Here is a 25,876-nt window from a genome sequence, read left to right as displayed (position 1 = left end):
AAAACCCCTTCTCCATTTAACTGAGCTTGGATTTCGAGAGCTGCGGGAGCCAGAGGGCCACCCCCCGCCGGCCCCCCCCCCCACCCCCGTACTTCCGGGCCCCTCGTCGTGTCCGGCGGCTGGGCCGTCGGGGCGGGACCAGCTCCGGTACGGGATACTGGGGGCGGCCGGGGTGACCCGGCGGGCATGAGCAACAAAGCAGAAGGGCTCGAAGTGACTGAGATCGAGATCGGGCGAGGCAAGCGCGGCCGCCGGGCGTACGCCTTCGACGACATCGCCGTCGTCCCCAGCCGCCGTACGCGTGACCCGAAGGAGGTCTCGATCGCCTGGCAGATCGACGCCTACCGCTTCGAGCTGCCGTTCCTGGCCGCCCCGATGGACAGCGTGGTCTCGCCCGAGCAGGCCATCAAGATCGGCCGCCTGGGCGGTCTGGGCGTGCTGAACCTGGAAGGCCTCTGGACCCGCTACGAGGACCCGCAGCCGCTGCTGGACGAGATCGCCTCGATCACCGACGCCGCCGCCGCGACCCGCCGCCTGCAGGAGATCTACGCCGCGCCGATCCGCGCCGAGCTGATCAAGCAGCGGATCCAGGAGGTCCGCGACTCCGGCGTGGTCACCGCCGCCGCGCTCTCGCCGCAGCGCACCGCCGAGTTCTCCAAGGCCGTCGTGGACGCCGGCGTCGACGTCTTCGTCATCCGCGGCACCACCGTCTCGGCCGAGCACGTCTCCAGCGCCGCCGAGCCGCTCAACCTCAAGCAGTTCATCTACGAGCTGGACGTCCCGGTGATCGTCGGCGGCTGCGCCACCTACACCGCCGCGCTGCACCTGATGCGGACCGGCGCGGCCGGCGTGCTGGTCGGCTTCGGCGGCGGCGCCGCCCACACCACCCGCAACGTGCTCGGCATCCAGGTGCCGATGGCCACCGCCGTCGCCGACGTGGCGGCCGCTCGCCGCGACTACATGGACGAGTCCGGCGGCCGCTACGTGCACGTGATCGCGGACGGCGGCGTCGGCTACAGCGGCGACATCCCGAAGGCGGTCGCCTGCGGCGCCGACGCGGTGATGATCGGTGCCGCGCTGGCCCGCGCCACCGATGCCCCGGGCAAGGGCTTCCACTGGGGCATGGAGGCCGTCCACGAGGAGCTGCCGCGCGGCAAGCGGGTGGACCTCGGTACGGTCGGCACCACCGAGGAGATCCTGACCGGTCCTTCGCACACGCCGGACGGGACCATGAACCTGTTCGGTGCGCTGCGGCGGGCGATGGCCACCACGGGGTACACGGAGCTGAAGGAGTTCCAGCGGGTTGAGGTGACGGTTAACCCGGCGCTGGATCACCGCTGAGTGGTGTGCTGACGGAGTGACGGAGGCCCCTGCCCGGGTTGTCGGGTGGGGGTTTCCGTGTTGGTGGGGGGCTTTCGGGAGGGTGGGTGGCCGGGGGCGGCTCCGGGGGTGGCCGCTCCGGGGGCTGGATGATTTTCCGACTGCCCATTCTGTTGGGTGGGGCGTTGGGTGCGGTGGCAGTCTGAAAATCACCTGTCACGCCCCTCTCCGGGCCACCCCCTGCGCCGCCCCCTCCCGCAGCGCGTCCCTCTCGCTAGAGGGGAGGTGCGGGGTGAGGGGGGTCGCTGGGGGGTGGGTGGGCGCGGGTTGGCGCGGAGTGGGGGTCAGGTGCGGTTGGCGGTGCGGCGGGTGAGGAGGAAGCCACCGATCAGGGCTATCGCGTAGAAGGCGAGGTCGAGGGGGCGCAGGTCGCCGCGCCAGGAGGTGAGGGCGTCAGGGAGGAGGCCGCGGGGGCCGGGGCCGGTGGTGTGGACCAGGCGGAGCTGCTGGGTGAGCTGGCCGAGTAGCAGGGCGGCGGCCGCGAGGAGGGCGCCGACGGGTGGGAGTAACCGGTTCCGGCCGCCGAGGAGGCCGAGGGGGAGAGCGACCAGGCCGGCCTGGGCGATGGCCAGCCAGCCGAGGCTGTCGGCGGCCCGTGGCGGGGCGCAGCCGTAGGCCAGGCCGCCGAGCAGGGTGGCGAGCAGGGCGAGGGTGAGGGCGAGGGCGGTGCGGCGGCGGCGTGGGGCCCTTCGGTGGGCGGTGGGGGTGACGGGGTCGTAGCCGGTGACCGGGACGCCGGGCATGCCGGGGGCGACGTACCCGTCGGGGGTGTCGAGGACGGGTGCGACCGAGTAGTGCTGGGCGGTGCGCGGTCGGGGCGATGGGCCGTCAGCGCCCGGTGCGGGTGCGGTCATGGGCGTCGAGTCCCCCCGGAAAAGACGATGAGCTGCCGAACGGTAGCAGCGCCTCGGACAGATCTTGGCGAGTTTTCGATCACAGATCGGGCACGGAGCGCCGCACCCGTTCCGGTTCGTCCCGGCTTGGACCGGGGGGTGGGTGGTCGCGACCCCCGGGGACAGGGGATGATGGAGGCTTGGGCGCTCGGGCCTGGGGCCGGGCCGATGCGCCGTCACCACGACCGCCGGCAGCACATGGGGGAACGTTCCGAATGACCCAGGCGCAGGGTTCCACCGGCCGCCTCCTGGCCGGCCGCTACCGGCTGAACGGCGTGCTCGGGCGCGGTGGCATGGGCACTGTCTGGCGCGCCGAGGACGAGATGCTGGGCCGGACCGTCGCGGTCAAGGAACTGCGGATGAACGCCAGCGTCGACGAGGAGGAGAAGCACCGGCTGATCGTCCGGACGCTGCGCGAGGCGAAGGCGACCGCGCGGATCCGGCACAACTCGGCGGTGACCGTCTTCGACGTGGTCGACGAGGACGACCGGCCGTGGATCGTCATGGAGCTGGTCGAGTCCCGCTCGCTGGCCGACGTGATCCGGGAGGACGGGCCGCTGTCGCCCGGCCGGGCTGCGGAGATCGCGCTGGACGTGCTGGGCGTGCTGATCGCGGCGCACGCGCTGGGCATCCTGCACCGGGACGTCAAGCCGTCCAACGTGCTGATCGGCGAGGACGGTCGGGTCGTGCTCACCGACTTCGGCATCGCCAGCGTGGAGGGCGACGCCTCGGTCACCTCCACCGGCATGCTGGTCGGCGCACCCTCGTACATATCCCCGGAGCGGGCGCGCGGGCAGAAGCCCGGGCCGCCGGCCGACCTGTGGTCGCTGGGTGGGACGCTGTACGCGATGGTCGAGGGGCGGCCGCCGTACGACCGGGGTTCGGCGCTGGCCACCCTGACCGCGGTGATGACCGAGGAGCTGGCCCCGCCGGCGAACGCCGGGGCGCTGCTGCCGGTGATCGAGGGGCTGCTGGAGAAGGACCCGGCCAAGCGCCTGGACGCCTCGCAGACCCGGTCGATGCTCAAGCGGGTGGTCGCCGAGGCGACCGTGAAGTCCGAGTCGACCACCGAGCACGCGATGCCGTTCGAGAAGTCGGCCGGGAAGGCCGGGAAGCAGGCGGAGGAGCAGGCGGAGGAGCAGGCGGAGAAGCCGGCTGCCGAGCCCGCTCCCAAGCGGACCGTGGGCGGGCTGCTGGGGACGGTCCGGGTGGGCAGCCGGGCCCGGGACGAGGAGCCGTCGGCGGAGCCCGCCGGGAAGGCCGTCGTCGAGTCGGAGCCCGCTCCGGCGGGCGAGCCGATCCGGCCGGTGACCAGCGAGTGGACCAGGGGCGCGACCCAGGCGGCCGGGGCCGACCCGCGCACGGGCCGGCGTCGGCTGGCCATCGCGACCGTGGTGGTCGTGCTGCTGCTGATCGCCGGGCTGGTCGCGGTGGTTCAGGCCGTGGGCGGCGGGGACACCGGTTCGAAGAGCGAGAGCACCCACAGCGCGGGCGCCACCTCGCCGGTGGCGACGACCTCCGCGGCCGTGCCGAGCCAGGCTCCGGCGGTCCCGTCCGGCGAGCCCGCGCCCGCCGGGACGCCCGCCGAGCCGGCCACCACGGCCGCCTCCTCGGTCGCCGCGCCGCCGCCGGCCGCCGGCACTCCGACCCCGACTCCGACCCCGGCGGCCACGCCCACCCCGACGCCGACTCCGACCCAGCCCGCGCCGGGCGGGGCGGCGCCGGCCGGGTACCACGAGTACAAGGACCCGAGCGGCTTCTCGGTCTTCCTGCCGGACGGGCTGCAGCCGGCCGGGTCGGACTCCAACCGGCGGATCTTCAAGAACGCGGACGGCAGTCAGCTGCGGATCGAGTGGAGCACCTCGCCGCACGCGAGCGCCGTCGCCGACTGGCAGGACGCCGAGCCCGACCTGCGCGCGCAGGTGAGCAACTACCAGCGGCTGAACCTGTCGGCGATCAACTACCGGCAGTGGACCAACGCGGCTGACTGGGAGTGGACCAACGGCACGCCCAAGACGCACTCGCTCAACCGCGGCTTCGTGACCGGCACTCCGGCCAAGTACGGCTACTCGATCTACTGGATCGTCCCGGACGACAAGTGGGCCGCGCAGGCACCGGTCCGGGACGTGGTGTTCAACAGCTTCCAGCCGGCGCCGTAGGCCCCGTCCTCGAAGCGGTGCGAGCCGGTCAGCACGACGACCGTCAGCGCGTCGCCGTTGAGCCCGGTGCGGGTCACGGTGGCGTCGGTGACGGCCGTGAACGGAACCGGGACCGGCGGCTTCCCGTCCTTCAGGAAGAGCACGCGGTGGGTGGTGAGCACCAGTGCCCCCTTGCGGAAGTGGTCGGGGTGGCGACCGGCTTCCCGCCGTCGGTGACGGCGGCTTCGACCTGGTTGGCTCGGCCGCTGTCGGCCGCCACCTCGAAAGCGGTGTCGATCAGATCGGTCCAGCCCATGGGATCGAGCGTGAAGGAGCCGCTCAGTAGGCTGCTCGGTGAGCGAGAGGAACTGGCATGCGAGGCGGCCCTGGGCAGTTGCTGGCGGGGCGGTACCGGCTGACTGACCGTCCGGAACTGCTGCGCGCCTTCGCGGTGGACGAGCGGACCGGTGAGTCGGTGCTGCTGCGCGCCGTGGAGCTGCCCGCGCTGCTGACCGCCGGTCAGGACCCGGACGAGCCGAACCCCGCGCACGGGGACCGGCTGGTGCGGCGGGTGGCGGCGGTCGGCTCGGCCGCGCCGTCCTGGCACCCGCGGCTGCTGCGCGGGGTCGGGGCCTTCGTCGAGGGCGAGCTGCTGTGGACGGTGGAGGAGCGGCCGGCCGGGCAGACGCTGGCCGAGCTGCTCGCCGGCGGGCCGGTGCCGCCGTACCGGGCGGCCGAGTTGGCGGCGGACCTGGCCGGCGCGCTGCGGGCGCTGCACGAGGCCGGGCTCGCCCACGGCAATCTGACCGCCGAGTCGGTGCTGGTCTGCGAGGACGGCGCGGCGATGCTCGGCGGGCTGCTCTCCGGGGTGGCGCAGGAGGCGCTGGCCGAGGACCTCGGCGGGCCGGGGGGCCGCCGCCGCTACGAGGTGCGGGCCACCCTGGTCGGCCCGGTGGCCGAGCGCTGGCCGCTGGACGGCGGTCCGGCGGGCGACTGCTGGGCGCTCGGGGTGCTGCTGCAACGGATGCTCACCGGCCGTGCGCCGTACCCGGAGGGCGGTGTGCCGGAGCTGGTGACGGCGGTCCGGGACGGGCGGCGCGAGCCCTCGGTGGTCTGCGGGCTGCTGGCGCCGCTGGCCGAACGGCTGCTGCAGCCGGATCCGACCCTGCGGCCGACCGCGGAGGCGGCGCGGCAGGAGCTGGCCGCGCTGCTGGTGGGCGCGCCGGAACCGGCCGACGGGGAGCGGGCGGCGCGGGCGGTGGAGCTGAAGCCGGACGCGCCGCTGGTGCGGCAGCGGCCGCGTCGGCGGGGCCGGGGCGGCCGGCCGGAGGTCGGTGCGGAATTCAACGGGGCGGGTACGGGCGGCGGCAGAGCCCCCCGGATACCCCCCTCCCTATTGGGGCCGCTGCTGGTCGGGGGCGTGTTCCTGCTGCTGGTGGTGGGAATGGTCGCCGTGGTGCTGTTCGCAGGCTGACGGCCCCGGTGCGCACCACCTCCTCGGTCCGGTGGGCGGGCGTGATTACCGGGGTGGGCAAGGTACGCCTAGTGTGTGCGTGGGATCAGTTCGAACAGCGGTCCGCACCAGGCGATTCGCCGCGGTGACGGCAGGTGGAAGTCGAGAGGGGGAGCGGTCACCGATGGGCGTGCAGGACCGGCCGGAGGCGGCCGACACGGAGCGGTTGCTGGCCGGGCGGTACGAGCTCGGTGAGCGGCTCGGCCGGGGCGGGATGGGCACGGTCTGGCGGGCCTGGGACCGGATGCTGGACCGCGAGGTCGCGGTCAAGGAGCTGACCGTCAACCACCTCCCCGAGGAGGACCTGCAGATCCTGCACGCGCGGATGAAGCGCGAGGCCAGCGCGGCCGCCCGGATCAAGCACCCCGGTGTGATCACCGTGCACGACGTGCTGGAGCAGGACGGTCGGCCCTGGATCGTGATGGAGCTGGTCGACGGCCGCTCGCTGGCCGATGTGATCAGCCAGGACGGCACCCTCCAGCCGCGCGCCGCCGCCGAGGTCGGCAGCCAGGTGCTGGCCGCGCTGCACCGCGGCCACCAGCTCGGCGTGTTGCACCGGGACGTCAAGCCGGCCAACGTCCTGCTGGAGCGCGGCACCGGGAGGGTGGTGCTGCTGGACTTCGGCATCGCGACCTACGAGGGCTCGACCGAGCTGACCCGGCCGGGTGACCTGGTCGGCTCGCCGGACTACCTGGCGCCCGAGCGCGCCCAGGGCGAGCGGCCCGGCCCGGCCTCCGACCTGTGGGGCCTGGGGGCCACGCTGTACGCGGCGGTCGAGGGGCAGTCGCCGTTCCGCCGGGACTCGCCGATCACCACGCTGGCCGCGGTGGTCGACGAGCCGCTGCCGGAGTCGCGCCGGGCCGGGCCGCTGGGGCCGGTGCTGGCCGCGCTGATGGCCAAGGACCCGGCCGACCGGCCGAGCGCGGACGAGGCGGCCCGGATGCTGGCCGAGGTGCAGGCCGGGCACACCATCGGACTGAAGTCCGTCGCGTCCGTCCGTACGCCGACCCAGTCGGTGCCGGTGGTGGACCGCAGTGAGGCACCGGAGGGGACCGCGACGCCGCCGCAGGAGGGCTCGGAGGAGCCCACCGAGCCGCGTCCGGCCGGCGCCGCGACGGCCGCCACCTCCGTCGGTTCGTCCGCCGTCCCGGCCGTCGCCGAGGACACCGCCGGGGGCGTGCCCGTCGCGCCGCAGGCACACACCGCCGTCAGCGCGCCGGTCGCGCACACCGCCGCGCCCGCGCGCGGACCGGCCAAGCGCCGCAGCCGGCTGAAGCTGGTCGCCATCGCGGTGGCCGTCGGGGTGCTGGCGGCCGGGGCGACCTTCCTCGCCACCCGGCACGTGGTCGGCGGCCCGGGCACCGACCCCACCCCGACCGGTCCGGCCGAGACCACCGAGCCGGAGCCGAGCGGCAGCGCCGGCCCCGAGACGCCCGCGCCCAACGGCTACCACTGGGTCGACGATCCGGCCGGCTTCCGCTTCCCGCTGCCGACCGCCAGCCCGACCTGGCAGCGGATCACCGGGACGGACAACACCCAGATCTTCTACAGCCCGGACGGCAAGGTGCACTACCTGCAGTTCGCGGTCACCGTCGGCCAGTCGATCAAGCCGCTGGACCACATGAAGCAAATGGAGGCCAGCGTCTCCAAGGCGCAGAAGGACTACAAGCAGCACCGGATGGCGAGCTCCGCCGTGAACGGCCACGAGGCGGCGGTCTGGGAGTTCAGCTACGCGGCGAAGGAGGGCGGCCGCCGGCGCGCGATCGAGACCGAGTTCATCGACGAGGACGGCACCGCCTACGCGATCTACTCGTCCAGCCCGGACAAGGGCAACGAGTGGAACGAGGCCTTGCAGCGCTTCACCACGGTGCTCAACGCCTTCACCCCGACGCGCTGAGGGGCAGCACGCTGACGGGCGGAGCGCCCCGCTTTCGCCCGACTGCGGCAGATTCTTGTTACCGACGGGTACCGTGCCGGCCCCCGAAGGCCTAGGCTGCGCCGTATGTCGGACCTCACAGCAGATGCAGCGGCCACCGAACACCCCGACGCCGGTCCCGCGAGCGGCAACCCGGCAGCTCCCGGGGGTGGCCGGACCGTCGCGGCCGCCGTCCCGCCGTCCCTGGTGGCCCGGCTGGCCGCCGGGGTCACCGCGACCGGTGAGCCCAGTGTGGTGGAGACCGTCGCCCCGCTGACCGGCGAGCGGCTGGCGGGCCTGCCGCGGTCCACCCCGGCCGACGTCGAGGTCGCCTTCCAGCTGGCCCGCCGCGCCCAGTCCGCCTGGGCCGCGCTGCCGGTGCGCCGCCGCGCCGCCGTCCTGCTGCGCTTCCACGACCTGTTGCTCAAGCGGCAGGACGAGGTGCTGGACCTGATCCAGGCCGAGACCGGCAAGGCCCGGCTGCACGCCTTCGAGGAGGTGCTCGCCGTCGCCATGGCCGCCCGGCACTACGGGCGCGGCGCGCAGGGCTACCTCCGGGACCGCCGCCGCGGCGGGGCGCTGCCGGTGCTCACCCACACCGTCGAGGCCCGCCGCCCCAAGGGCGTGGTCGGCCACATCTCGCCGTGGAACTACCCGCTGGAGCTGTGCATCGGCGACCTGCTGCCCGCCTTCGTGGCCGGCAACGCGGTGGTCAACAAGCCCGACACCCAGACCGCGCTGACCGGGCTGTGGGCCCGCGAGCTGCTGATCGAGGCCGGGCTGCCGGCCGACCTGTGGCAGGTGGTGATCGGCGACGGCCCGGTGATCGGCCCCGCCGTGGTGGAGCACGCCGACTACGTCTCCTTCACCGGCTCGACCCGCACCGGCCGCGAGGTCGCCCAGCGCGCCGCCGCCCGGCTGGTCGGCGCCTCGCTCGAACTCGGCGGCAAGAACGCCATGCTGGTGCTCTCCGACGCCGACCTCGACGCGGCCGCCGCGGGCGCCGTCCGGGCCTGCTTCTCCTCGGCCGGGCAGCTGTGCATCTCGATCGAGCGGCTGCTGGTGCACCGCTCGGTGGCCGACGACTTCCTGGAGCGATTCGTCGCCCGCACCCGGGCGCTGCGCCTGGGCGGCGGCCTCGCGTACGGCGCCGACATGGGCTCGCTGGTCTCCGTGCGCCAGCTGGACACCACCGCCCGGCACGTGGAGGAGGCGGTCAAGGCGGGCGCCACCGTGCTGGCGGGCGGGCGGGCCCGGCCGGACCTCGGCCCGTACTTCTACGAGCCGACCGTCCTCGACGGGGTGACTCCGGAGATGTCGGTCTGCGGTGAGGAGACCTTCGGCCCGGTCGTCGCGGTCTACCGCTTCGACACCGAGGAGGAGGCGGTCGCGGCCGCCAACTCCACGCCGTACGGCCTGAACTCCAGCGTCTGGACCAGGGACCTGCGGCGCGGCCGGGCGGTCGCGGCCCGGCTGCGCACCGGGACGGTCAACGTCAACGAGGCGTACGCGGCCGCGTACGGCTCGGTCGCCTCGCCGATGGGCGGCATGGGCGACTCCGGGCTCGGCCGGCGCCACGGCGCCGAGGGCATCCTGCGCTTCACCGAGGCGCAGACCATCGCGACCCAGCGGGTGATGCCGCTGGCGCCCTCCTTCGGTCTGGACGACCGGCAGTTCGCCGCCGTGATGACCGGCGGGCTGCGGGTGCTCAAGGCGCTGCGGCTCAAGTGACCCCCGGGCCCGGGTGACGTCCGGGCGCACGTGGTTCCCGGACTCAGGCGACTCGGGGCCCACGTGGCTCCCGGGGCCGAGTAGCGTCCGACCGGCTTTTCCCACAGGCAGGTTCAACCCTCGAAGGAGCAGTGGCAGATGGTGGAGTCCGGCGGTTCGGCGGAGTTCGACTACGACGTGGTCGTGGTCGGTTCCGGCTTCGGCGGTTCGGTCGCGGCGCTGCGGCTGACCGAGAAGGGCTACCGGGTCGCCGTCCTGGAGGCCGGGCGGCGCTTCGAGCGGGACGAACTGCCCCGGAACTCCTGGGACCTGCCGAACTACCTGTGGGCGCCGCAGCTCGGGCTGTACGGCATCCAGCGGATCCATCTGCTGGCCAATGTGCTGATCCTGGCCGGCGCCGGGGTCGGCGGCGGTTCGCTGAACTACGCCAACACCCTGTACGTGCCGCCGAAGGCCTTCTTCGAGGACCGTCAGTGGCGCCACATCACGGACTGGCAGAAGGAGTTGGCGCCGTTCTACGACCAGGCGCAGCGGATGCTCGGGGTCCGGCTCAACCCGACCGTCACCCCCTCGGACGTCCACCTCAAGGCGGCCGCCGAGCGGATGGGCGTCGGCGACACCTTCCACATGGCGCCGGTCGGGGTCTTCTTCGGCGACGGCAAGGACACCGACGGCACCGCCAAGGCGGCGCCCGGGGACGAGGTCGCCGACCCGTACTTCGGCGGGGCCGGCCCGGCCCGCAAGGCCTGCGTGGAGTGCGGCGAGTGCATGACCGGCTGCCGACACGGCGCCAAGAACATGCTCACCGAGAACTACCTGTACCTGGCGGAGCGGGGCGGCGCCGAGATCCTCCCGCTCACCACGGTGGCCCGGATCCGGGAGGTCGGCGAAGCCGACGGGAATCGCGGCTTCGCGGTGGACGTGCGCCGCACCGACTCCCGCTCCAGGACCGACCGGGTGAAGGCGGGCGCGCGGACCATCACCGCCGCCCGGGTGGTCGTCGCGGCCGGCACCTACGGCACCCAGTCGCTGCTGCACCGGATGCGCGACGCCGGCCACCTGCCCCGGATCTCCGCCCGGCTCGGCGAGCTGACCCGCACCAACTCCGAGGCGCTGGTGGGCGCGCAGACCACCGACCGGCGCTACGGCGGCAAGGCGGACTTCACCAAGGGCGTCGCGATCACCTCCTCGATCCACCCGGACGCCAACACCCACATCGAGCCGGTCCGCTACGGCAAGGGCTCCAACGCGATGGGCGCGCTGTCCATCGCCCAGGTCAAGGGCGGCGGGAAGGTCCCGCGCTGGCTGCGCTACCTGGGCAACTCGGCGCTCCACCCGGTGACCTTCGCCCGCTCGATGGACCAGCGCGGCTGGTCCGAGAAGACGATCATCGGCCTGGTGATGCAGTCGCTGGACAACTCGATCACCGTCTCGCTCAAGAAGGGGCCGCTCGGCAAGCCCCGGCTCACCTCCAGCCAGGGCCACGGCACCCCCAACCCGACCTGGATCCCGGCCGCCGAGCAGGGCGCCCAGGCGCTGGCCGAGGAGATCAACGGCTTCCCGGGCGGCACCGTCGGCGAGATCTTCGACATCCCGATGACCGCGCACTTCCTCGGCGGCTGCCCGATCGGCGACGCCCCCGAGACCGGCGTGGTCGACCCGTACCACCGGCTGTACGGGCACCCCGGGATCAGCGTGGTGGACGGCGCGGCCGTCTCCGCCAACCTCGGCGTGAACCCCTCGCTCACCATCACCGCCCAGGCCGAGCGCGCCCTGTCGATGTGGCCCAACAAGGGAGAGGAGGACCCGCGCCCGGCCCCGGGCGAGGCCTACCGCCCGGTCGCCGCCGTCGCGCCGGTCCGACCGGCCGTTCCGGAGGGCGCGTTCGGTGCGCTGCGGCTGCCGCTGCTGCCCGTCCCGGAGGTCCCGAAGAAGCGTGACTAGGGCCCGGGGGCGGGCCCCGGACCCGCCCGGTCGGGGCCAACCCGCTTGGGTTCCTTCGTGGTTGACAGCCGTTCGGATCCGATGGGATAAACGGGCTCCCTGGGGGACCAGGAACTCGTCGAGCGGGGGGAATGCGGTCCATGGCCAACTGCGCATCGTGCGGCGCGACTTCGGTGGAGGGGGCGCCCGCCTGCGGCTCGTGCGGCCGGCCGCTGGCACCCCCGCCCCCGACCGCCGCCCTGCCCGCCGTGCCGCCGCCCGCCCCCGGGTACGGGCCGCCGCCGCCCACCACGCCGCCCGGCTACTACCCGCCGCCCGGCCCGGGCGCCGGGTACCCGCCGGTCGGCGGCCCGCCCGCGATGGGCAGTTGGGGCACCGGCGTCCCGTACGAGAAGCCGCAGCGCCTGCTCACCGGGCTGGACTGGCGCCCCGCCCTCCTGGCGGCCATCGCCCCGACGCTGGTCCTGCTGCTGGTGGCGCTGGCCGTGGCCATCCCCAGCGACTACACCTATGACGGCGCCTTCCCCGCGCCCGACTTCGGCTACCGCTTCGGCGCGATGCTGTCGATGGCGCTGAACGCGCTCGGCGCGCCGTTCCGGCTCGGCTACCAGAGCCCGCTGTCCCGGGGCAGCGCGGAGCGCATGGACATCACCTTCTGGGTGGTGCCGATGACCGTCACCGTCCTGTGGTGCCTGGCGCTCTGGCTCGGTCTGCGGGCCGGGCTGCGCCGCCGCAAGGCCGACGGCTCCCAGCTGACGAGGGCGCAGGCGGCCGGCGAGGCGCTGCGCACCGCCCTGGTCCTCGGCCTGGCGACCCTGCTGCTCGGGGTGGTCGGGAGCACCGCCTGGCAGCCGGACCGCCGTGAACTCGACCCCGACTACTACGGCTCCAGCGCCGCCGACCTCGCGAAGGCGAGCTTCACCGCCGACTCCACCTGGCTGTGGGCGGTCGGCTGGGCCGTGGTGCTGGGCGGGCTGCTGACCTTCGCCGTGTACGGCACCGACGCGCTGCGCTGGGCCGCCTGGCGCAGCCGGGCGGTGCGCGGCTGGGCGGTGGCAGCGCTGACCGCGGGCCGGGCGCTGGCGTTGACCCTGGGCCTGGCCTCGGTGACGGCCTTCGTGCTGGTCGCGGTCAACAGTGACAACGGCTGGCTGACGGCGAGCTCGCTGGCCCTCCTGCCGAACCTCGGCCTGGTGCTGCTGGGCATCGGCTCGGGCGCCACCTTCCGGGGCCACAGCGACCTGGGCGGGGACGTGCCGGACTGGCGTGGCCGGGGCGACGACGGCGCGGAGTTCTCCTTCTTCGACCTGCACGACCAGACCGCCGACTGGCGCTGGACGGGGCTGCTGGCGCTCGCCGCGGCGGGCTTCCTCGGCTGGACGGCGTACCGGCGGCAGCTGGACGCTGCCGACCGGCTGCGGCTGGCGGCCGTGTACGCCGGGCTGCTCACCCTGCTCTCGGCGGCGTCCGGCGGGCTGATGACCACCTCGATGTCGTACGTGATGCCGTCGGTCGAGGGCTGGGGCGGGTCCGGTAGCCGAACCACCTCGCAGGACACCTCGGTGGGCCTGGCGTTCCCGAGCGTGCTGGTGGTCAGTGCGGTCTGGGCGGTGGTCGGCGCGCTGGTGGTGCCCGCGGTGCTCTCCGCCCTCAGCGGCCGGGGCCGGGTCGTCCAGTACGCGTCCGGCGCCGCGCCGCACGGTGTGCCGCACGGGCCCTACGGGGCGGTGCCGCCGCAGGTGCCGTACCCGGGCGGTCCGGCGTACGGCGTTCCGCCACAGGGCGTGCCGCCGCAGGGCCCCGCACCGTACGGGGCGCCGTCGCAGGGCGCCGCACCGCAGGACGCGCCGCCGGAGGCGCCAGGGGCTGGGGTCAGCGAGGTGATCGGCTCGCACGAGGCGCCGCCGCCCCCCGCCGGCACACCGCTGCCGGGCCACCCGCCGCGGCCGCCCGAGGAGCCGGTGGATCCGAGCGTCTGGCGCGACCACCCCTGATGCGAGCCCCCCGACGCGAGCCCCCTGACCGTCTGACCGCGGCGGGGAACGGGCAAAGGGCCCCGCGGGGGAACGGGGCCCTTTGTCGTTCAGCACTCGGCGTCAGGGCTGCGCCGGTGCTGGAGGTGACGGCGCCGGGGGAGGAGCGCCGTCGTGTCGGTTGGCTTCGGGTCGCGTCCTCGCGGCTCCGGCGTGGGTGGCCGGCGAAGCGGGTCGCGCACGTCCGCGCGACGGCGGGTCGGCGCGCAGGTTTGCGCCGGGGCCCCCGCTCACGGAGCGTGAAGTGAAAACCGCTGTCACCTTCCTGCGCGGCGGCGGCGGAGACATCGGTCCGGACCTCCGCGATGAGCCTGCTGGCCGCCGGGAGAACCGTTCACACCGAGCATCGTGCTGGACGGAGGGCTTGCTCTGCAACCGATTCGGCACAGTTCGGCACAGTCCATTTACGGCGGGCACCGCGCCGAATGATCACGGTGAGTAGTGGTCGAAGTGGCTGCGGCGCACGGGGACGCGCGTAGCAGCGCGGGACGGTGAGGGGTGTGCGCCCGGGGCGTGCCCCGGGGTGAACCGTCGGTGTGACGGCCGGTCCCGGGCGTCCCCGGAGCCGGCCGCCCCACCTCTCGGCCCAGTCGCGGCCGGGGTCGCTGTCCCCTGCTGGCCGGCCGCGGCACCCGCGCACGGTCCCACGGAGCCGCGCTCCCCGGCGGGCCGGGGCGGCGGCGCCACGTGCGCCGGTGGACTGGGGTGAAGCTCCACGCGTGGTCCTGCAGCCCGTACGGCGTGCCCCCCGGTCGGGGGGCGCTGGCGGCGCGTCTGGCGGACGCGGCGTGGCCGTGCGGTCGTCAGAAGCAACGAAGCGCGGGCCCGACCGGTCACGGTTCTTTGGACGGGCAGACGAGTGAAACCGGACAGCCCGGTAGAATCGGTGTTCAGACACCCCACACCCGTCCGCCGCCGCAGCCCCCGTCGGGGAGGCGGTTCAGCGCGACACCTCGATACCGCTGCCGGAAGGCCGTCTGTGTCCTCTGCAATTCCCGTCCAGTCCGCACCGGACAACGACACCGTCCTGGTGGTCGACTTCGGTGCCCAGTACGCCCAGCTCATCGCCCGTCGGGTGCGTGAGGCGCGGGTCTACAGCGAGATCGTGCCGAGCAGCATGCCGGTCGCCGAGATGCTCGCCAAGAACCCCAAGGCGATCATCCTCTCCGGCGGTCCGTCGTCGGTCTACGAAGAGGGCGCGCCGCAGCTCGACCGCGCGATCTTCGAGGCCGGTGTCCCGGTCTTCGGCATGTGCTACGGCTTCCAGCTGATGGCCAAGACGCTGGGCGGCACCGTCGACAACAACGGCGCCCGCGAGTACGGCCGCACCCCGCTGACCGTCTCCCGCACCGGCTCGACCCTGTTCGAGGGCGTCCCGGCGCAGCACTCGGTGTGGATGTCGCACGGGGACGCCTGTTCCGCCGCCCCGGAGGGCTTCACCGTCACCGCCTCCACCGACCTGGTCCCGGTCGCGGCCTTCGAGAACGACGAGGCCCGGCTGTACGGCGTCCAGTACCACCCCGAGGTGCTGCACTCCGACCACGGCCAGCAGATCCTGGAGCACTTCCTCTACCGCGGCGCCGGCATCGCCCCGACCTGGACCACCGGCAGCGTGGTCGAGGAGCAGATCGCCCTGATCCGCGAGCAGGTCGGCAACAAGCGCGCGATCTGCGGCCTGTCCGGCGGGGTGGACTCCGCGGTCGCCGCCGCCCTGGTCAACAAGGCCATCGGTGACCGACTGACCTGCGTCTACGTCGACCACGGCCTGATGCGCAAGGGCGAGACCGAGCAGGTCGAGAAGGACTTCGTGGCCGCCACCGGCGTCCAGCTGAAGGTCGTCGACGCCTCCGAGCGCTTCCTGAACGCGCTGAAGGGGGTCACCGACCCCGAGGAGAAGCGCAAGATCATCGGCCGCGAGTTCATCCGGGTCTTCGAGCAGGCCCAGGCCGAGATCGTCGCCGAGGCCGGCGCCCACGGCGAGTCGGTCGACTTCCTGGTCCAGGGCACCCTGTACCCGGACGTGGTGGAGTCCGGCGGCGGCACCGGCACCGCCAACATCAAGTCCCACCACAACGTCGGCGGCCTGCCCGAGGACCTGCAGTTCCAGCTGGTCGAGCCGCTGCGCAAGCTGTTCAAGGACGAGGTCCGGATGGTCGGCCAGGAGCTGGGCCTGCCGGAGGAGATCGTCCAGCGCCAGCCGTTCCCGGGCCCGGGCCTGGGCATCCGGATCGTCGGCGAGGTCACCAAGGAGCGGCTGGACCTGCTCCGCGACGCCGACGCGATCGCCCGCGAGGAGCTGACCGCGGCCGGTCTGGACCGCGAGATCTGGCAGTGCCCGGTCGTGCTGCTCGCCGACGTCCGCAGCGTGGGCGTCCAGGGCGACGGCCGCACCTACGGTCACCCGATCGTGCTGCGCCCGGTCTCCTCCGAGGACGCCATGACCGCCGACTGGTCGCGCCTGCCGTACGACGTGCTGGCCCGGATCTCCACCCGGATCACCAACGAGGTCAGCGACGTGAACCGCGTCGTCGTCGACGTCACCAGCAAGCCGCCGGGCACCATCGAGTGGGAGTAGCACTCCCGCGCCGCTGAGCCGGTGCTGAACGGCCGCGCCGTCGTTCCCGTATGGGGGAGCGGCGGCGCGGCCGTTCGCTCCCCCGGGTGGGACCTCTTGCTCTGCCGGGGTGGGACGTCCCACCGAAAGCGTTCAGGAGCGGGCAGAATGCGGACCGGACCTGTCAGGGAGTGGCAGGCCGCGAAGGAAGGTGTGAGGGATGTCGGAGGCCAGTGACTCCGTGGCGGTCGCCGGGGACGCGTCCGGCCCGGCCGACCGGGCGGCCCAGCGGCGGGCGTTCGCATCCACGTACGCGTTGCTGCCCTTGCGGCTGTTCCTCGCCGTCACCTTCGTCTACGCCGCCCTGGACAAGCTCTCCGACTCCCACTTCCTGGCCGGCGCGGGCGATCCGGCCTCCTTCGTCTCGCAGACCCAGGCGGCCAAGGCCGGCGGCAGCCCGATCTCCTTCCTGCTCGGCCCGGCCCTCCACGCGCCCACCCTGTTCGCCCTCGCGGTCGCCTTCGGCGAGCTGGCGGTCGGCCTCGGCACCCTGCTCGGCCTCTGGGGCCGGGTCGCGGCGCTCGGCGGCGCGTTGATCAACCTGAGCCTCTGGCTCACCGTCAGCTGGAGTGTCTCGCCGTACTACCTCGGCAACGACCTCGGCTACCTGATGGCCTGGACCCCGCTGGTGCTGGCCGGCACGCCGTACCTGTCGGTGGACGGCTACCTGGCCCGCCGGGCCGGGCGGGACCGGGAGCGCGGGCTGGCCGAGGGCCACGTCAAGCGCCGGGCGCTGGTGGACGGGGGGATCGCGGCGGTCGCGGCCGGCGGCGCCGGGCTGCTGACCGGCTCGCTGACCCGGACCTTCGGCCGGAAGAAGCAGGCCGCCCCCAAGCAGTCCGCGGCCCCCGCCTCCGCCGTGACGGCGCCCGCCCCCTCGGCACACGGCCCCTCGGTGCCCGTGGCGAACGTGCCGGTCGGCGGCTCGGCGCAGGTCAAGGACCCGGCCACCGGGGACGCCGTCTACATCGTGCAGCCCAAGGCGGGCCAGTACTGCGCCCTCTCCTCGGTGTGCACCCACTCCGGCTGCGCGGTGGACGCGCCGAAGAACGGCCAGCTGTACTGCCCGTGCCACGGCTCCCGGTTCGACGCCGCGACCGGCGCGGTGGTCAACGGTCCGGCAGTCAAGCCGCTGCCCAGGTACACCGTCAGCAAGGACGGGGACAAGCTGACCCTGGGCCCGCTGCAGAGCTGAGGGCCGGGCCCGGAGACAGGCCTCAGTCCTCGCGGTCGGGCCGGTTGCGCCGGGCCACCGCCACCACCGCGCCGGCCAGGCCGCCCACGCCCAGCACGATGAAGGTGACCGGGACGACGATCCGTCCGTTCACCGACTGGTCGTTGAGCGCCGCCACCAGGTAGAGCACGGCGATCACCGTGAACAGTCCGCCCGCGATCAGCGAGAACAGGTCGAGCCGGTGCTTCCTCACTGCTGGACCACCTTGATGTCGCCGATGCCGATGCCGAGTTCGAGGTCGAGCGTGCCCTTGGACGGATGACCGGCCGGCGGGTCGAGTACGTAGGTGTGCCGCCCGGTGCTGTCGTCACGGTCGCCGGGGACGTTGATGCTGCCGAGGCCGACCCGGGCCACCAGGTTCACCGTGACGTCCTGCGGCAGGGTGACGGTCAGCTGACCGGCACCGAGGTCGACCTTGGTGGTGAGGGTGCTCCCGGCGGGGGCGAGCCCGGCCAGGTCCAGCCGGATGTTGCCGGCGCCGAGGTTGTAGCGGTCCTTCAGGTCGGCTGCCGAGGTGACCGTCCACGAGCGGTCGCCGATGGCGTCCTGCACGGTGTGCGGCGCGCGGCCGGCGAAGGCCAGCGCCAGGGTGGCCAGCAGGCCCAGCACCGCGAGCTTGCGGGCCTTGCCGAACTTCGCGGCCAGCAGCAGGGTCAGGCCGATCACCAGCAGCCCGGTGGCCAGCACGACCGTGCTCAGCCTGGTGACGTCGGTGTGCCCGACCGAGGCGGACCAGACCGCGGTGGCCGCGCCGATCGCCAACAGGAAGCCGAAGAAGCCGAGCGCCGAGCGCTCCTTGGGGTGCCGGACCGCGGCCGGACCGCGGCGGCGCTCCGGGCGCTCCTTGCGCAGCGGATCGCCCTCCGGCAGGTCGGCGCGCTGCCACCAGGGCTGGGCCGGGCTGCCGGGCGGCGGCACCTTCGTGCCCCCCCCGGCCTCCGGCCGGGGGGACCCCCACGGGGGCGTGGTGGCCGAGGAAGTGGGGGCGGTGTCGCCGTACGGGTTGCGCTCGGGGTGGCGCGGGTCCCACAGGTAGCCGCTCGGGCCGGGGGCGGGGGAGTCGGCGGGGACCCTCCCGGCGGCCTGGTCGGCGGCGTGCTGGGCGCGGGCCGCCTCGTCCTGCGGCGGGCGCGGCCAGCCGTGGCCCTCGCCCTCGGGGAAGTGGCGGTCGTACGGGCCGCCGCGCCGGCGGCCGCGGATCCGGCCGCGGCGGCGGTCCGGGTCGTAGCGCACGGCCAGGAAGACCAGACCGCCGAGCAGCAGCAGCGGGAACAGCTGGTCGCCGTCGCCCATCGAGGAGAAGAACACCCCGGTGCCGATCACGGTCAGCAGCACCGCGCCGACCGACTGGCCGTCGACCCGGCCGGTGAGCACCCGCTGGAGCTCGGTGCGCGCGCCCCGGCCCTTGCCGTCGGCGGCGCCCTCGGTCGGGACGATCAGCCAGGCCAGGCCGTACAGGAACAGTCCGAGACCGCCGGAGAGGCAGAGCACCACGGTGACCACCCGGAAGACCACCGGGTCGATGTCCAGATGCCGCCCGAGACCGCCGCAGACGCCGGCCACCACGCGGTGGTGCTCGGCCCGGGTCAGCGGTGGGCGGTCCGGTTCCGGCGGGGCGGCGGGCCCGGCCTCCTGGATGCGGTGGTCCTCGGTCATGGGCACCATCCTTCCGGCAGACGGTGGTCCGGCCCAACCGGGTCCGGCCCTGCCCGTACCCTGACTTGTCCCTGATAAGCGTGGGGGACACACCCTGATGCGCCCGCAGGCCCCCGCGTGGAACCATCGGTGCCGTGGCAGCACCCGGTACCGATCCTCGACCCCTCGCCCCCGACACCGCGCCGTCGGCCGGCGGTGACCCGAACGCGTCCGACGGCGGGCGGCCGCCGTACCGCCGGCTCTACCGCAGCCCGCAGGGGCGGATGCTGGGCGGCGTCGCACACGGTCTGGCGGTGCACCTCGGGCTGCCGGTCCGCTGGGTGCGGCTCGCCTTCGTCCTGTTGTTCTTCGCGCAAGGGATCGGCGCGCTGCTGTACGCCGCGTTCTGGTTCGTGGTGCCGATCGGCATCGGCGAGCCCTCGCAGCGCGGCGGCACGCACTGGGTGAACGTCAACGGCGTCTACATCCCGACCTCGCCCTGGCTGCGGCCGGGCACCCCGCTGACCAAGTCCGGCGGCGGCTGGGTCGGCCGGCTGCGCGAACTGCTCCAGCACGCCCTCCAGGGCGAGCCGGTCACCCCGCCCGCCGCCCAGGGCGAGGTCGCAGGGGCCACAGGGGCCGCCGAGGCCGCGGGCGCCGGCAAGAACGAGCAGGGCGGCATCGGCCAGCTCGCCGCCCTGGTCATGCTCGTGATCGGCCTGATCGCCCTGCTGAACGTGCTCGGCTGGCAGACCGCCAAGCCGTACACCTGGCCGCTGCTGGCGATCGGCGTCGGCGTCGCGCTGGTCTGGCGGCAGGCCGACGACTCGCGCTGGCAGCGCTGGTTCGGCATCGAGGAGGGCGAGAAGCGGCGCGGCGCCTACACCCGGGTCGGCGCCGGCGTGCTGCTCGCGGTGGTCGGCACCATCGCGCTGCTCGCCATGCAGGGCAGCGGCTCCACGCTCGGCTCGGTGATCGAGGCCTCGCTCGCGGTGCTGGCCGGGGTGCTGGTGCTGCTCGGCCCGTACGGTCTGCGGATGTGGCAGGACCTCGGCGCCGAGCGCACCGCCCGCATCCGCGCCCAGGAGCGCGCCGAGATCGCCGCGCACATCCACGACTCGGTGCTGCACACCCTGACCCTGATCCAGCGTCGGGCCGAGGACCCCAAGGAGGTGCTCCGGCTGGCCCGCTCCCAGGAGCGCGAGCTGCGGCTGTGGCTGTACCGCCCGGAGGCCGCCGCCGAGGCCGCGCCGGACACCATGGCGGAGACCCTGCGCGTCGCCGTCGCCGAGGTCGAGGACCGGCACGGCGTCCCGGTCGAACTGGTGATCGTCGGCGACTGCCCGATGGACGAGAAGATCGCGGCACAGATGCAGGCCGCGAGGGAGGCGACCGTCAACGCGGCCAAGTACGGTGGCGGGGGACCGGTCCAGGTCTACGCCGAGGTGGAGGGGAGGACGGTGTCGGTGTTCATCCGCGACCACGGCCCCGGCTTCGACCCCGACACGGTGCCCGAGGACCGGATGGGCGTACGGGAGTCGATCATCGGCCGGATGAAGCGCCACGGCGGCACCGCTCGGGTGCGGCCGGCGGCGGGCGGCGGCACCGAGGTCGAGCTGGAGATGGAGAGAACGAATGACTGAGGCAGCGCCGGAGCGCACGGCCAGGGTCGTCCTGGTGGACGACCACCGGATGTTCCGGACGGGGGTCAGGGCCGAGATCGGCCGTACCGAGGTGACCGGCATCGACGTGGTCGGCGAGGCCGACGACGTGGACTCGGCGGTCCGCGTGGTCGCCGAGACCAGGCCGGACGTGGTGTTGCTGGACGTCCACCTGCCCGGCGGCGGCGGCGTCGAGGTGCTGCGCCGCTCGGTCGGCGTGATGGGCGAGCAGGGAGGAGTGAAGTTCCTGGCGCTGTCCGTCTCGGACGCCGCCGAGGACGTCATCGGCGTCATCCGCGGCGGCGCGCGCGGCTACGTCACCAAGACCATCACCGGCACCGACCTGGTCGACGCGATCTTCCGGATCGCCGACGGCGACGCGGTCTTCTCGCCCCGGCTGGCCGGCTTCGTCCTGGACGCCTTCGCCGCCACCGACACCCCGCCGGTGGACGAGGACCTCGACCGCCTCACCCAGCGCGAGCGCGAGGTGCTGCGGCTGATCGCCCGCGGCTACGCCTACAAGGAGATCGCCAAGCAGCTCTTCATCTCGGTGAAGACCGTCGAGAGCCACGTCTCCGCCGTCCTGCGCAAGCTGCAGCTCAGCAACCGCCACGAGCTCACCCGCTGGGCCACCGCCCGCCGCCTGGTCTGACAACCCCGGGTTCGCACTGCAGTTCCCTTCGTTCCTGTGGCCCGGCGTCGCCGGGCCACAGGAACGAAGGGAAGCGTGGGGGCCGAAGGGCTCCGCCGACGAGTGCGCGACCGTCGACGACCCGTACTGGTCGCACTGATGCCGTCAAGCCCGTCCGGTCCGATTCCTCGGACCGGACGGGCTTGTCGGTGGGTGGCCATAGACTCGATGTGCCATGAGTAGCCTCTTTGACGACCTCCCGCTCCCCGGTTTCGAGGCACCCGCCGCCGGGTCGAAGCAGCCCGCAGCACCCATCGACGCCGTCGACGAGGAGCCTCCGCCGTACGAGGACGACGTCCCGTACGACGCCTACGAGGAGGCCATCCCGGAGGGGCTGTTCCAGACCGACCACGCCGCCCAGGCCGAGCGGGACGCCTGGTACCGCAACGGCGCCGCCCGGCCGGTGGTGGACCCGGCGCAGCTGCTGGAGGGGATGAACGACCCCCAGCGCGAGGCGGTGCTGCACGCGGGCTCGCCGCTGCTGATCGTGGCCGGCGCCGGCTCCGGCAAGACCCGGGTGCTGACCCACCGGATCGCGCACCTGCTGGGCGCCCGCGGGGTGCAGCCGGGCGAGATCCTGGCGATCACCTTCACCAACAAGGCGGCCGGCGAGATGCGCGAGCGCGTCGAGGCGCTGGTCGGCCCGCGCGCCCGGGCGATGTGGGTGTCCACCTTCCACAGCGCCTGCGTGCGGATCCTGCGCCGCGAGTCCAAGGTGCTGGGCTTCACCTCCAGCTTCTCGATCTACGACTCGGCCGACTCGCAGCGGCTGATGTCGCTGGTCTGCCGCGACCTCGACCTGGACCCGAAGCAGTTCCCGCCGAAGTCCTTCACCGCGAAGATCAGCAACCTCAAGAACGAGCTGATCGACGAGGAGACCTTCGCCGACCAGGCCGCCAACCCGATGGAGAAGAAGCTCGCCGAGGCGTACACGCTGTACCAGCGGCGGCTGCGCGAGGCCAACGCGCTGGACTTCGACGACATCATCATGACGACGGTGAACCTGCTGCAGGCCTTCCCCGACGTCGCCGAGCACTACCGCCGCCGGTTCCGGCACATCCTGGTCGACGAGTACCAGGACACCAACCACGCCCAGTACATGCTGGTGCGCGAGCTGAGCGGCGGGTCCGTCGCGGCCGCGCCGAAGCGCACCGCGGACGGCGACTTCGTGAACCCGGCCGCCGCCCACCTCGCCGAGGTGCCGCCGGCCGAGCTGTGCGTGGTCGGTGACGCGGACCAGTCGATCTACGCCTTCCGTGGTGCGACCATCCGCAACATCCTCCAGTTCGAGGAGGACTACCCGAACGCGACCACGATCCTGCTGGAGCAGAACTACCGCTCCACCCAGACCATCCTGAGCGCCGCCAACGCCGTCATCGAGCGCAACGCCAACCGCCGCGAGAAGAAGCTCTGGACGGCCGGCGACCACGGCGAGAAGGTGGTCGGCTACGTCGCGGACGACGAGCACGGCGAGGCCCAGTTCATCGCCGACGAGATCGACCGGCTCACCGACAAGGGCGAGTCCAAGCCCGGCGACGTCGCGATCTTCTACCGCACCAACGCCCAGTCCCGCGTGTTCGAGGAGGTGTTCATCCGGGTCGGCCTGCCGTACAAGGTGGTCGGCGGGGTGCGCTTCTACGAGCGCAAGGAGGTCCGGGACGTCCTGGCGTACCTGCGGGTGCTCTCCAACCCGGAGGACACCGTGCCGCTGCGCCGGATCCTCAACGTGCCCAAGCGCGGCATCGGCGAGCGGGCCGAGGCGATGGTCGACGCGCTGGCCGCGCGGGAGCGGATCTCCTTCGCCCAGGCGCTGCTGCGGGTGGACGAGGCGTACGGGATGGCCGCGCGCTCGGCCAACGCGGTCAAGAAGTTCAACACCCTGATGGCCGGGCTGCGCCAGGTCGTCGAGTCGGGCGCGGGCCCGGCGGCGGTGCTGGAGGCCGTCCTGGAGGAGACCGGCTACCTGGCCGAACTCCAAGCCTCCACCGACCCGCAGGACGAGACCCGGGTGGAGAACCTGCAGGAGCTCGCCTCCGTCGCCCTGGAGTACGAGCAGGACCCGGGCGAGCGGCCGGACGCCGGGGAGGAGGGCACGCCGCCGGTCGGCTCGCTGGCCGACTTCCTGGAGCGGGTCGCGCTGGTCGCCGACTCCGACCAGCTCCCGGATGCGAAGCAGTACGGGACCGAAGGAGGAAGTCCGGACGAGGACGAGGAGGGACAGGGCGTCATCACGATGATGACCCTGCACACCGCCAAGGGCCTGGAGTTCCCGGTGGTCTTCCTGACCGGCATGGAGGACGGGATCTTCCCGCACATGCGGGCGCTCAACCAGGTCAAGGAGTTGGAGGAGGAGCGCCGGCTCGCGTACGTGGGGCTCACCCGCGCCCGGGAGCGGCTCTACCTGACCCGCTCGGTGCTGCGCAGCGCGTGGGGGCAGCCGGCCTACAACCCGGCCTCGCGGTTCCTGGAGGAGATCCCGGAGACGCTGGTCGAGTGGAAGCGGACGGGGGCGGCGCAGGCGCCGGTCCAGCGCGGTTTCTCGTCGGGTTCGTCCTGGGGCAAGTCCTCCTCCGGGGCCGGGAGTTCGCGCTCCTCGTCGACGGCCGCCTCGCCCAAGGCGGGCTGGGGCCAGTCGGCGCGGCGCTCCGGAAGGGCGGTGGAGCGCGAGGCCGTCTCGCTCGCGGTCGGCGACCGGGTCACCCACGACACCTTCGGGCTGGGCACGGTGGTGGGCGTCACCGGCGTCGGCGACCGGGCACAGGCCACGGTCGACTTCGGCACCGAGGGGCGCAAGCAGCTGCTGCTGCGCTACGCGCCCGTCGAGAAGCTCTGAATCGCGTGGCGAAGGTCTGAACCGCTAGCGCGGATCGAGCCCGTTCGAGAGGAACCAGGGCAGCGGGTCGACCGGCCCGCTGCCCGGCGGCCGGATCTCGAAGTGCAGGTGCGGCCCGGTGCTGTTCCCGCTGCTGCCGACGAAGGCGATCACGTCGCCCTGCTTCACCGGGCCCTTGCGCACCTTGTAGGCGCGCAGGTGGCAGAACCAGGCCTCGGTGCCGTCGGGCATCTTCAGGATCGACATGTAGCCGTAGAACGGGTTCCACTGCGTCCGGATCGTGCCGTCGGTGACGGCGTAGACCTCGGAGCCGCCGTCCACCGGGAAGTCGATGCCGGTGTGCCGGTTGGCCCAGTGGGTGCCGGCCGCGCCGAACAGCTCGCCGAGGCCGTGCTGGGCGACCGGCATGACCACCTTGGGCTTGACCGGATCGGCGGTGGGTTGGGCCGTTGGGGTGTCGGTGGGCTGGGCGCCGGCCAGCGGCTGACGGGCGTCGCCGCGCGAGGCCTGGGTCTGGTCGCCGGAGGCGACCGACTGTTGCGCGCTCTGCCGGGCGGCGGTGGTTTCCGGGGCGTCGGCGGCCGTCGCCTGCGGCGGCACCCGGTCGGGCTGCGCCTGGACCACCGTGACGGCCGCGGCCCCGGCGACCCCGAGCGCGGCGACCGAGGGGACCGCGACCCGGAACAGCGCGGCCCGGGTGGCCGCCTTGGCGGCGCCGCGGCGCTGGGAGCGGGACTGCTCGCGGGCGGCGAGGCGCAGCTCCGCACGGGTCGGGCGGGCGGCTGCTTCGGGAGCCATCGGGGGCTGCCTCCTCGGTGGGCCTCGGGCGCGTCGTCGAGCGAGAGGGAAAACAGCCGTGACTGTAGCCGCAAGGCCGACGCCCCGGAAAAACCTCCGGTTGTCAAGAGGTCGACAGAGGGGCGTGCCGTGTCTGTACGGAGGGTCCGAGGACGGGTATACCCACCGGTAGCAAGGCCTGGGGCTGTGACTTTGCCCTCCTCTTGGGAGGTGGCGCGGCCAACCGGGCCGGGTGGCGCTAATCTCCCCTCAGGTTGGTTGGTTATCGAGCGTTAACCGCACCCGTGGGCCCACAAGGTCCGGTCGGATAGTGGACGACGAGGTCCAGGAGGCAGTGATGAGTGTGTCGGGGCCGATCCGTGTGGTGGTCGCCAAGCCTGGGCTCGACGGTCACGACCGTGGCGCCAAGGTCATTGCGCGCGCCCTGCGCGACGCCGGTATGGAGGTCATCTACACCGGGCTGCACCAGACGCCCGAGCAGGTGGTCGACACCGCGATCCAGGAGGACGCGGACGGCATCGGACTGTCGATCCTCTCCGGCGCCCACATGACGCTGTGCGCGCGGGTGCTGGAGCTGTTGAAGGAGCGCGGCGCGGAGGACATCAAGGTCTTCTGCGGCGGGATCATCCCGGACGAGGACATCGCCGAGCTCAAGGCGATGGGCGTCGCGGACATCTTCACCCCGGGCACGCCCACCCGGGACGTGGTGGCCTGGGTCGAGGCCAACCTGCGCACCGCCAGCTGAACTTCGGCACGGCGGAGGGGGGGGGGGGGGGCACAAAAAACAAACACCCCCCACGGCCCCCGGAGCAAAAGGGGGGAGGGAGGTCCAGGGGGGGGATTGGGGATGTTTCTATTCTGCA

Annotated in this window: 19 protein-coding genes and 1 pseudogene; 14 read left to right on the top strand and 6 right to left on the bottom strand. The window is 73.5% G+C overall.

Going from position 1 to position 25,876, the window contains the following annotated elements:
- Window positions 1–213 precede the first annotated feature (213 nt).
- The gene (locus ACFQ87_RS29775; protein ID WP_380613937.1) at window positions 214–1,341 is read left to right on the top strand and encodes a GuaB3 family IMP dehydrogenase-related protein; all 1,128 of its coding nucleotides are present in this window, start codon (window positions 214–216) and stop codon (window positions 1,339–1,341) included.
- Window positions 1,342–1,664: 323 nt separating this feature from the next.
- Here the strand turns inward: ACFQ87_RS29775 and ACFQ87_RS29770 are convergent, their stop codons facing one another.
- The gene (locus ACFQ87_RS29770; protein WP_380613936.1) at window positions 1,665–2,234 is read right to left on the bottom strand and encodes a hypothetical protein; all 570 of its coding nucleotides are present in this window, start codon (window positions 2,232–2,234) and stop codon (window positions 1,665–1,667) included.
- Between the two features lie 254 nt (window positions 2,235–2,488).
- Here ACFQ87_RS29770 and ACFQ87_RS29765 point away from each other — a divergent pair, with 254 nt between their 5' ends.
- Window positions 2,489–4,432: a serine/threonine-protein kinase gene (locus ACFQ87_RS29765; protein ID WP_380613935.1), complete on the top strand. Its 1,944-nt coding sequence runs from the start codon at window positions 2,489–2,491 to the stop codon at window positions 4,430–4,432.
- Here the strand turns inward: ACFQ87_RS29765 and ACFQ87_RS29760 are convergent.
- Both ACFQ87_RS29760 and ACFQ87_RS29755 read right to left on the bottom strand, forming a co-directional pair.
- Window positions 4,348–4,593 carry a hypothetical protein gene (locus tag ACFQ87_RS29760; RefSeq protein WP_380613934.1) on the bottom strand — a complete coding sequence of 82 codons (246 nt, stop codon included), beginning with the start codon at window positions 4,591–4,593 and terminating at the stop codon, window positions 4,348–4,350. The genes ACFQ87_RS29765 and ACFQ87_RS29760 overlap by 85 nt on opposite strands.
- Window positions 4,563–4,727, bottom strand: a complete 165-nt coding sequence (locus ACFQ87_RS29755; protein WP_380613933.1) for a hypothetical protein — start codon at window positions 4,725–4,727, stop codon at window positions 4,563–4,565. Before ACFQ87_RS29755 ends, ACFQ87_RS29760 begins: the two co-directional genes overlap by 31 nt.
- A 57-nt stretch (window positions 4,728–4,784) precedes the next feature.
- On the opposite strand from ACFQ87_RS29755, the gene ACFQ87_RS29750 reads away from it, so the two are divergent.
- From ACFQ87_RS29750 to ACFQ87_RS29715, 8 genes and pseudogenes are all read left to right on the top strand, one after another.
- Window positions 4,785–5,885 carry a protein kinase gene (locus tag ACFQ87_RS29750; RefSeq protein WP_380613932.1) on the top strand — a complete coding sequence of 367 codons (1,101 nt, stop codon included), beginning with the start codon at window positions 4,785–4,787 and terminating at the stop codon, window positions 5,883–5,885.
- Between the two features lie 163 nt (window positions 5,886–6,048).
- On the top strand, window positions 6,049–7,821 hold the full coding sequence (locus ACFQ87_RS29745) for a protein kinase (protein ID WP_380613931.1): 1,773 nt from the start codon (window positions 6,049–6,051) through the stop codon (window positions 7,819–7,821).
- A 105-nt stretch (window positions 7,822–7,926) separates the two neighbouring features.
- Complete coding sequence (locus ACFQ87_RS29740; RefSeq protein ID WP_380613930.1) at window positions 7,927–9,570, top strand: succinic semialdehyde dehydrogenase; 1,644 nt, start codon at window positions 7,927–7,929, stop codon at window positions 9,568–9,570.
- Window positions 9,571–9,708: 138 nt separating this feature from the next.
- Window positions 9,709–11,514, top strand: coding sequence for a GMC oxidoreductase (locus tag ACFQ87_RS29735; protein ID WP_380613929.1), 1,806 nt, complete (start codon window positions 9,709–9,711; stop codon window positions 11,512–11,514).
- A 140-nt stretch (window positions 11,515–11,654) separates the two neighbouring features.
- Window positions 11,655–13,508, top strand: a complete 1,854-nt coding sequence (locus ACFQ87_RS29730; protein WP_380613928.1) for a hypothetical protein — start codon at window positions 11,655–11,657, stop codon at window positions 13,506–13,508.
- A gap of 1,018 nt (window positions 13,509–14,526) precedes the next feature.
- On the top strand, window positions 14,527–16,122 hold the full coding sequence (gene guaA / locus ACFQ87_RS29725; protein ID WP_380613927.1) for a glutamine-hydrolyzing GMP synthase: 1,596 nt from the start codon (window positions 14,527–14,529) through the stop codon (window positions 16,120–16,122).
- 199 nt (window positions 16,123–16,321) lie between these two features.
- A pseudogene (locus tag ACFQ87_RS29720) lies at window positions 16,322–16,849 on the top strand (DoxX family membrane protein); the annotation flags it as partial.
- A 48-nt stretch (window positions 16,850–16,897) separates the two neighbouring features.
- Window positions 16,898–17,356: a ubiquinol-cytochrome c reductase iron-sulfur subunit gene (locus ACFQ87_RS29715; protein ID WP_380613944.1), complete on the top strand. Its 459-nt coding sequence runs from the start codon at window positions 16,898–16,900 to the stop codon at window positions 17,354–17,356.
- A gap of 22 nt (window positions 17,357–17,378) precedes the next feature.
- Here the strand turns inward: ACFQ87_RS29715 and ACFQ87_RS29710 are convergent, their stop codons facing one another.
- On the bottom strand, window positions 17,379–17,588 hold the full coding sequence (locus ACFQ87_RS29710; RefSeq protein ID WP_380613926.1) for a hypothetical protein: 210 nt from the start codon (window positions 17,586–17,588) through the stop codon (window positions 17,379–17,381).
- Window positions 17,585–19,051 (bottom strand): PspC domain-containing protein, encoded by a 1,467-nt coding sequence (locus tag ACFQ87_RS29705; protein WP_380613925.1) that lies wholly within the window; start codon window positions 19,049–19,051, stop codon window positions 17,585–17,587. The genes ACFQ87_RS29710 and ACFQ87_RS29705 overlap by 4 nt, the downstream gene beginning before the upstream one ends.
- A gap of 263 nt (window positions 19,052–19,314) precedes the next feature.
- Between ACFQ87_RS29705 and ACFQ87_RS29700 the strand changes: the two genes are divergently transcribed.
- From ACFQ87_RS29700 to pcrA, 3 genes are all read left to right on the top strand, one after another.
- Window positions 19,315–20,673 carry a PspC domain-containing protein gene (locus ACFQ87_RS29700; protein WP_380613943.1) on the top strand — a complete coding sequence of 453 codons (1,359 nt, stop codon included), beginning with the start codon at window positions 19,315–19,317 and terminating at the stop codon, window positions 20,671–20,673.
- Window positions 20,666–21,343, top strand: coding sequence for a response regulator transcription factor (locus tag ACFQ87_RS29695; RefSeq protein WP_270146514.1), 678 nt, complete (start codon window positions 20,666–20,668; stop codon window positions 21,341–21,343). The genes ACFQ87_RS29700 and ACFQ87_RS29695 overlap by 8 nt, the downstream gene beginning before the upstream one ends.
- 214 nt (window positions 21,344–21,557) lie before the next feature.
- Window positions 21,558–24,215, top strand: coding sequence for a DNA helicase PcrA (gene pcrA, locus ACFQ87_RS29690; protein ID WP_380613924.1), 2,658 nt, complete (start codon window positions 21,558–21,560; stop codon window positions 24,213–24,215).
- 24 nt (window positions 24,216–24,239) lie between these two features.
- Here pcrA and ACFQ87_RS29685 read toward each other — a convergent pair whose 3' ends face one another.
- Window positions 24,240–25,013 (bottom strand): M23 family metallopeptidase, encoded by a 774-nt coding sequence (locus ACFQ87_RS29685; RefSeq protein WP_380613923.1) that lies wholly within the window; start codon window positions 25,011–25,013, stop codon window positions 24,240–24,242.
- 337 nt (window positions 25,014–25,350) lie between these two features.
- Here ACFQ87_RS29685 and ACFQ87_RS29680 point away from each other — a divergent pair, with 337 nt between their 5' ends.
- A complete protein-coding gene (locus tag ACFQ87_RS29680; protein ID WP_380613922.1) occupies window positions 25,351–25,758 on the top strand; it encodes a cobalamin B12-binding domain-containing protein in 408 nt (135 codons plus the stop codon).
- Window positions 25,759–25,876 lie beyond the last annotated feature (118 nt).

The sequence above is a fragment of the Kitasatospora sp. NPDC056531 genome (assembly GCF_042794375.1).
Taxonomy (GTDB): Bacteria; Actinomycetota; Actinomycetes; order Streptomycetales; family Streptomycetaceae; genus Kitasatospora.
The sequence above is the reverse complement of the archived record's forward strand: the minus strand, read 5'-3'. Positions and strand labels throughout refer to the sequence as shown.

Bases quoted from the DNA above. Each gene is read 5' to 3' on its own strand.
- ACFQ87_RS29765 (WP_380613935.1), top strand. From the start codon at position 2,489: ATGACCCAGGCGCAGGGTTCCACCGGCCGCCTCCTGGCCGGCCGCTAC.
- ACFQ87_RS29730 (WP_380613928.1), top strand. From the start codon at position 11,655: ATGGCCAACTGCGCATCGTGCGGCGCGACTTCGGTGGAGGGGGCGCCC.
- ACFQ87_RS29770 (WP_380613936.1), bottom strand. From the start codon at position 2,234: ATGACCGCACCCGCACCGGGCGCTGACGGCCCATCGCCCCGACCGCGC.
- ACFQ87_RS29685 (WP_380613923.1), bottom strand. From the start codon at position 25,013: ATGGCTCCCGAAGCAGCCGCCCGCCCGACCCGTGCGGAGCTGCGCCTC.
- ACFQ87_RS29705 (WP_380613925.1), bottom strand. From the start codon at position 19,051: ATGACCGAGGACCACCGCATCCAGGAGGCCGGGCCCGCCGCCCCGCCG.
- ACFQ87_RS29750 (WP_380613932.1), top strand. From the start codon at position 4,785: ATGCGAGGCGGCCCTGGGCAGTTGCTGGCGGGGCGGTACCGGCTGACT.
- ACFQ87_RS29680 (WP_380613922.1), top strand. From the start codon at position 25,351: ATGAGTGTGTCGGGGCCGATCCGTGTGGTGGTCGCCAAGCCTGGGCTC.
- ACFQ87_RS29740 (WP_380613930.1), top strand. From the start codon at position 7,927: ATGTCGGACCTCACAGCAGATGCAGCGGCCACCGAACACCCCGACGCC.
- ACFQ87_RS29695 (WP_270146514.1), top strand. From the start codon at position 20,666: ATGACTGAGGCAGCGCCGGAGCGCACGGCCAGGGTCGTCCTGGTGGAC.
- pcrA (WP_380613924.1), top strand. From the start codon at position 21,558: ATGAGTAGCCTCTTTGACGACCTCCCGCTCCCCGGTTTCGAGGCACCC.
- ACFQ87_RS29745 (WP_380613931.1), top strand. From the start codon at position 6,049: ATGGGCGTGCAGGACCGGCCGGAGGCGGCCGACACGGAGCGGTTGCTG.
- ACFQ87_RS29735 (WP_380613929.1), top strand. From the start codon at position 9,709: ATGGTGGAGTCCGGCGGTTCGGCGGAGTTCGACTACGACGTGGTCGTG.
- ACFQ87_RS29700 (WP_380613943.1), top strand. From the start codon at position 19,315: ATGCTGGGCGGCGTCGCACACGGTCTGGCGGTGCACCTCGGGCTGCCG.
- ACFQ87_RS29755 (WP_380613933.1), bottom strand. From the start codon at position 4,727: ATGGGCTGGACCGATCTGATCGACACCGCTTTCGAGGTGGCGGCCGAC.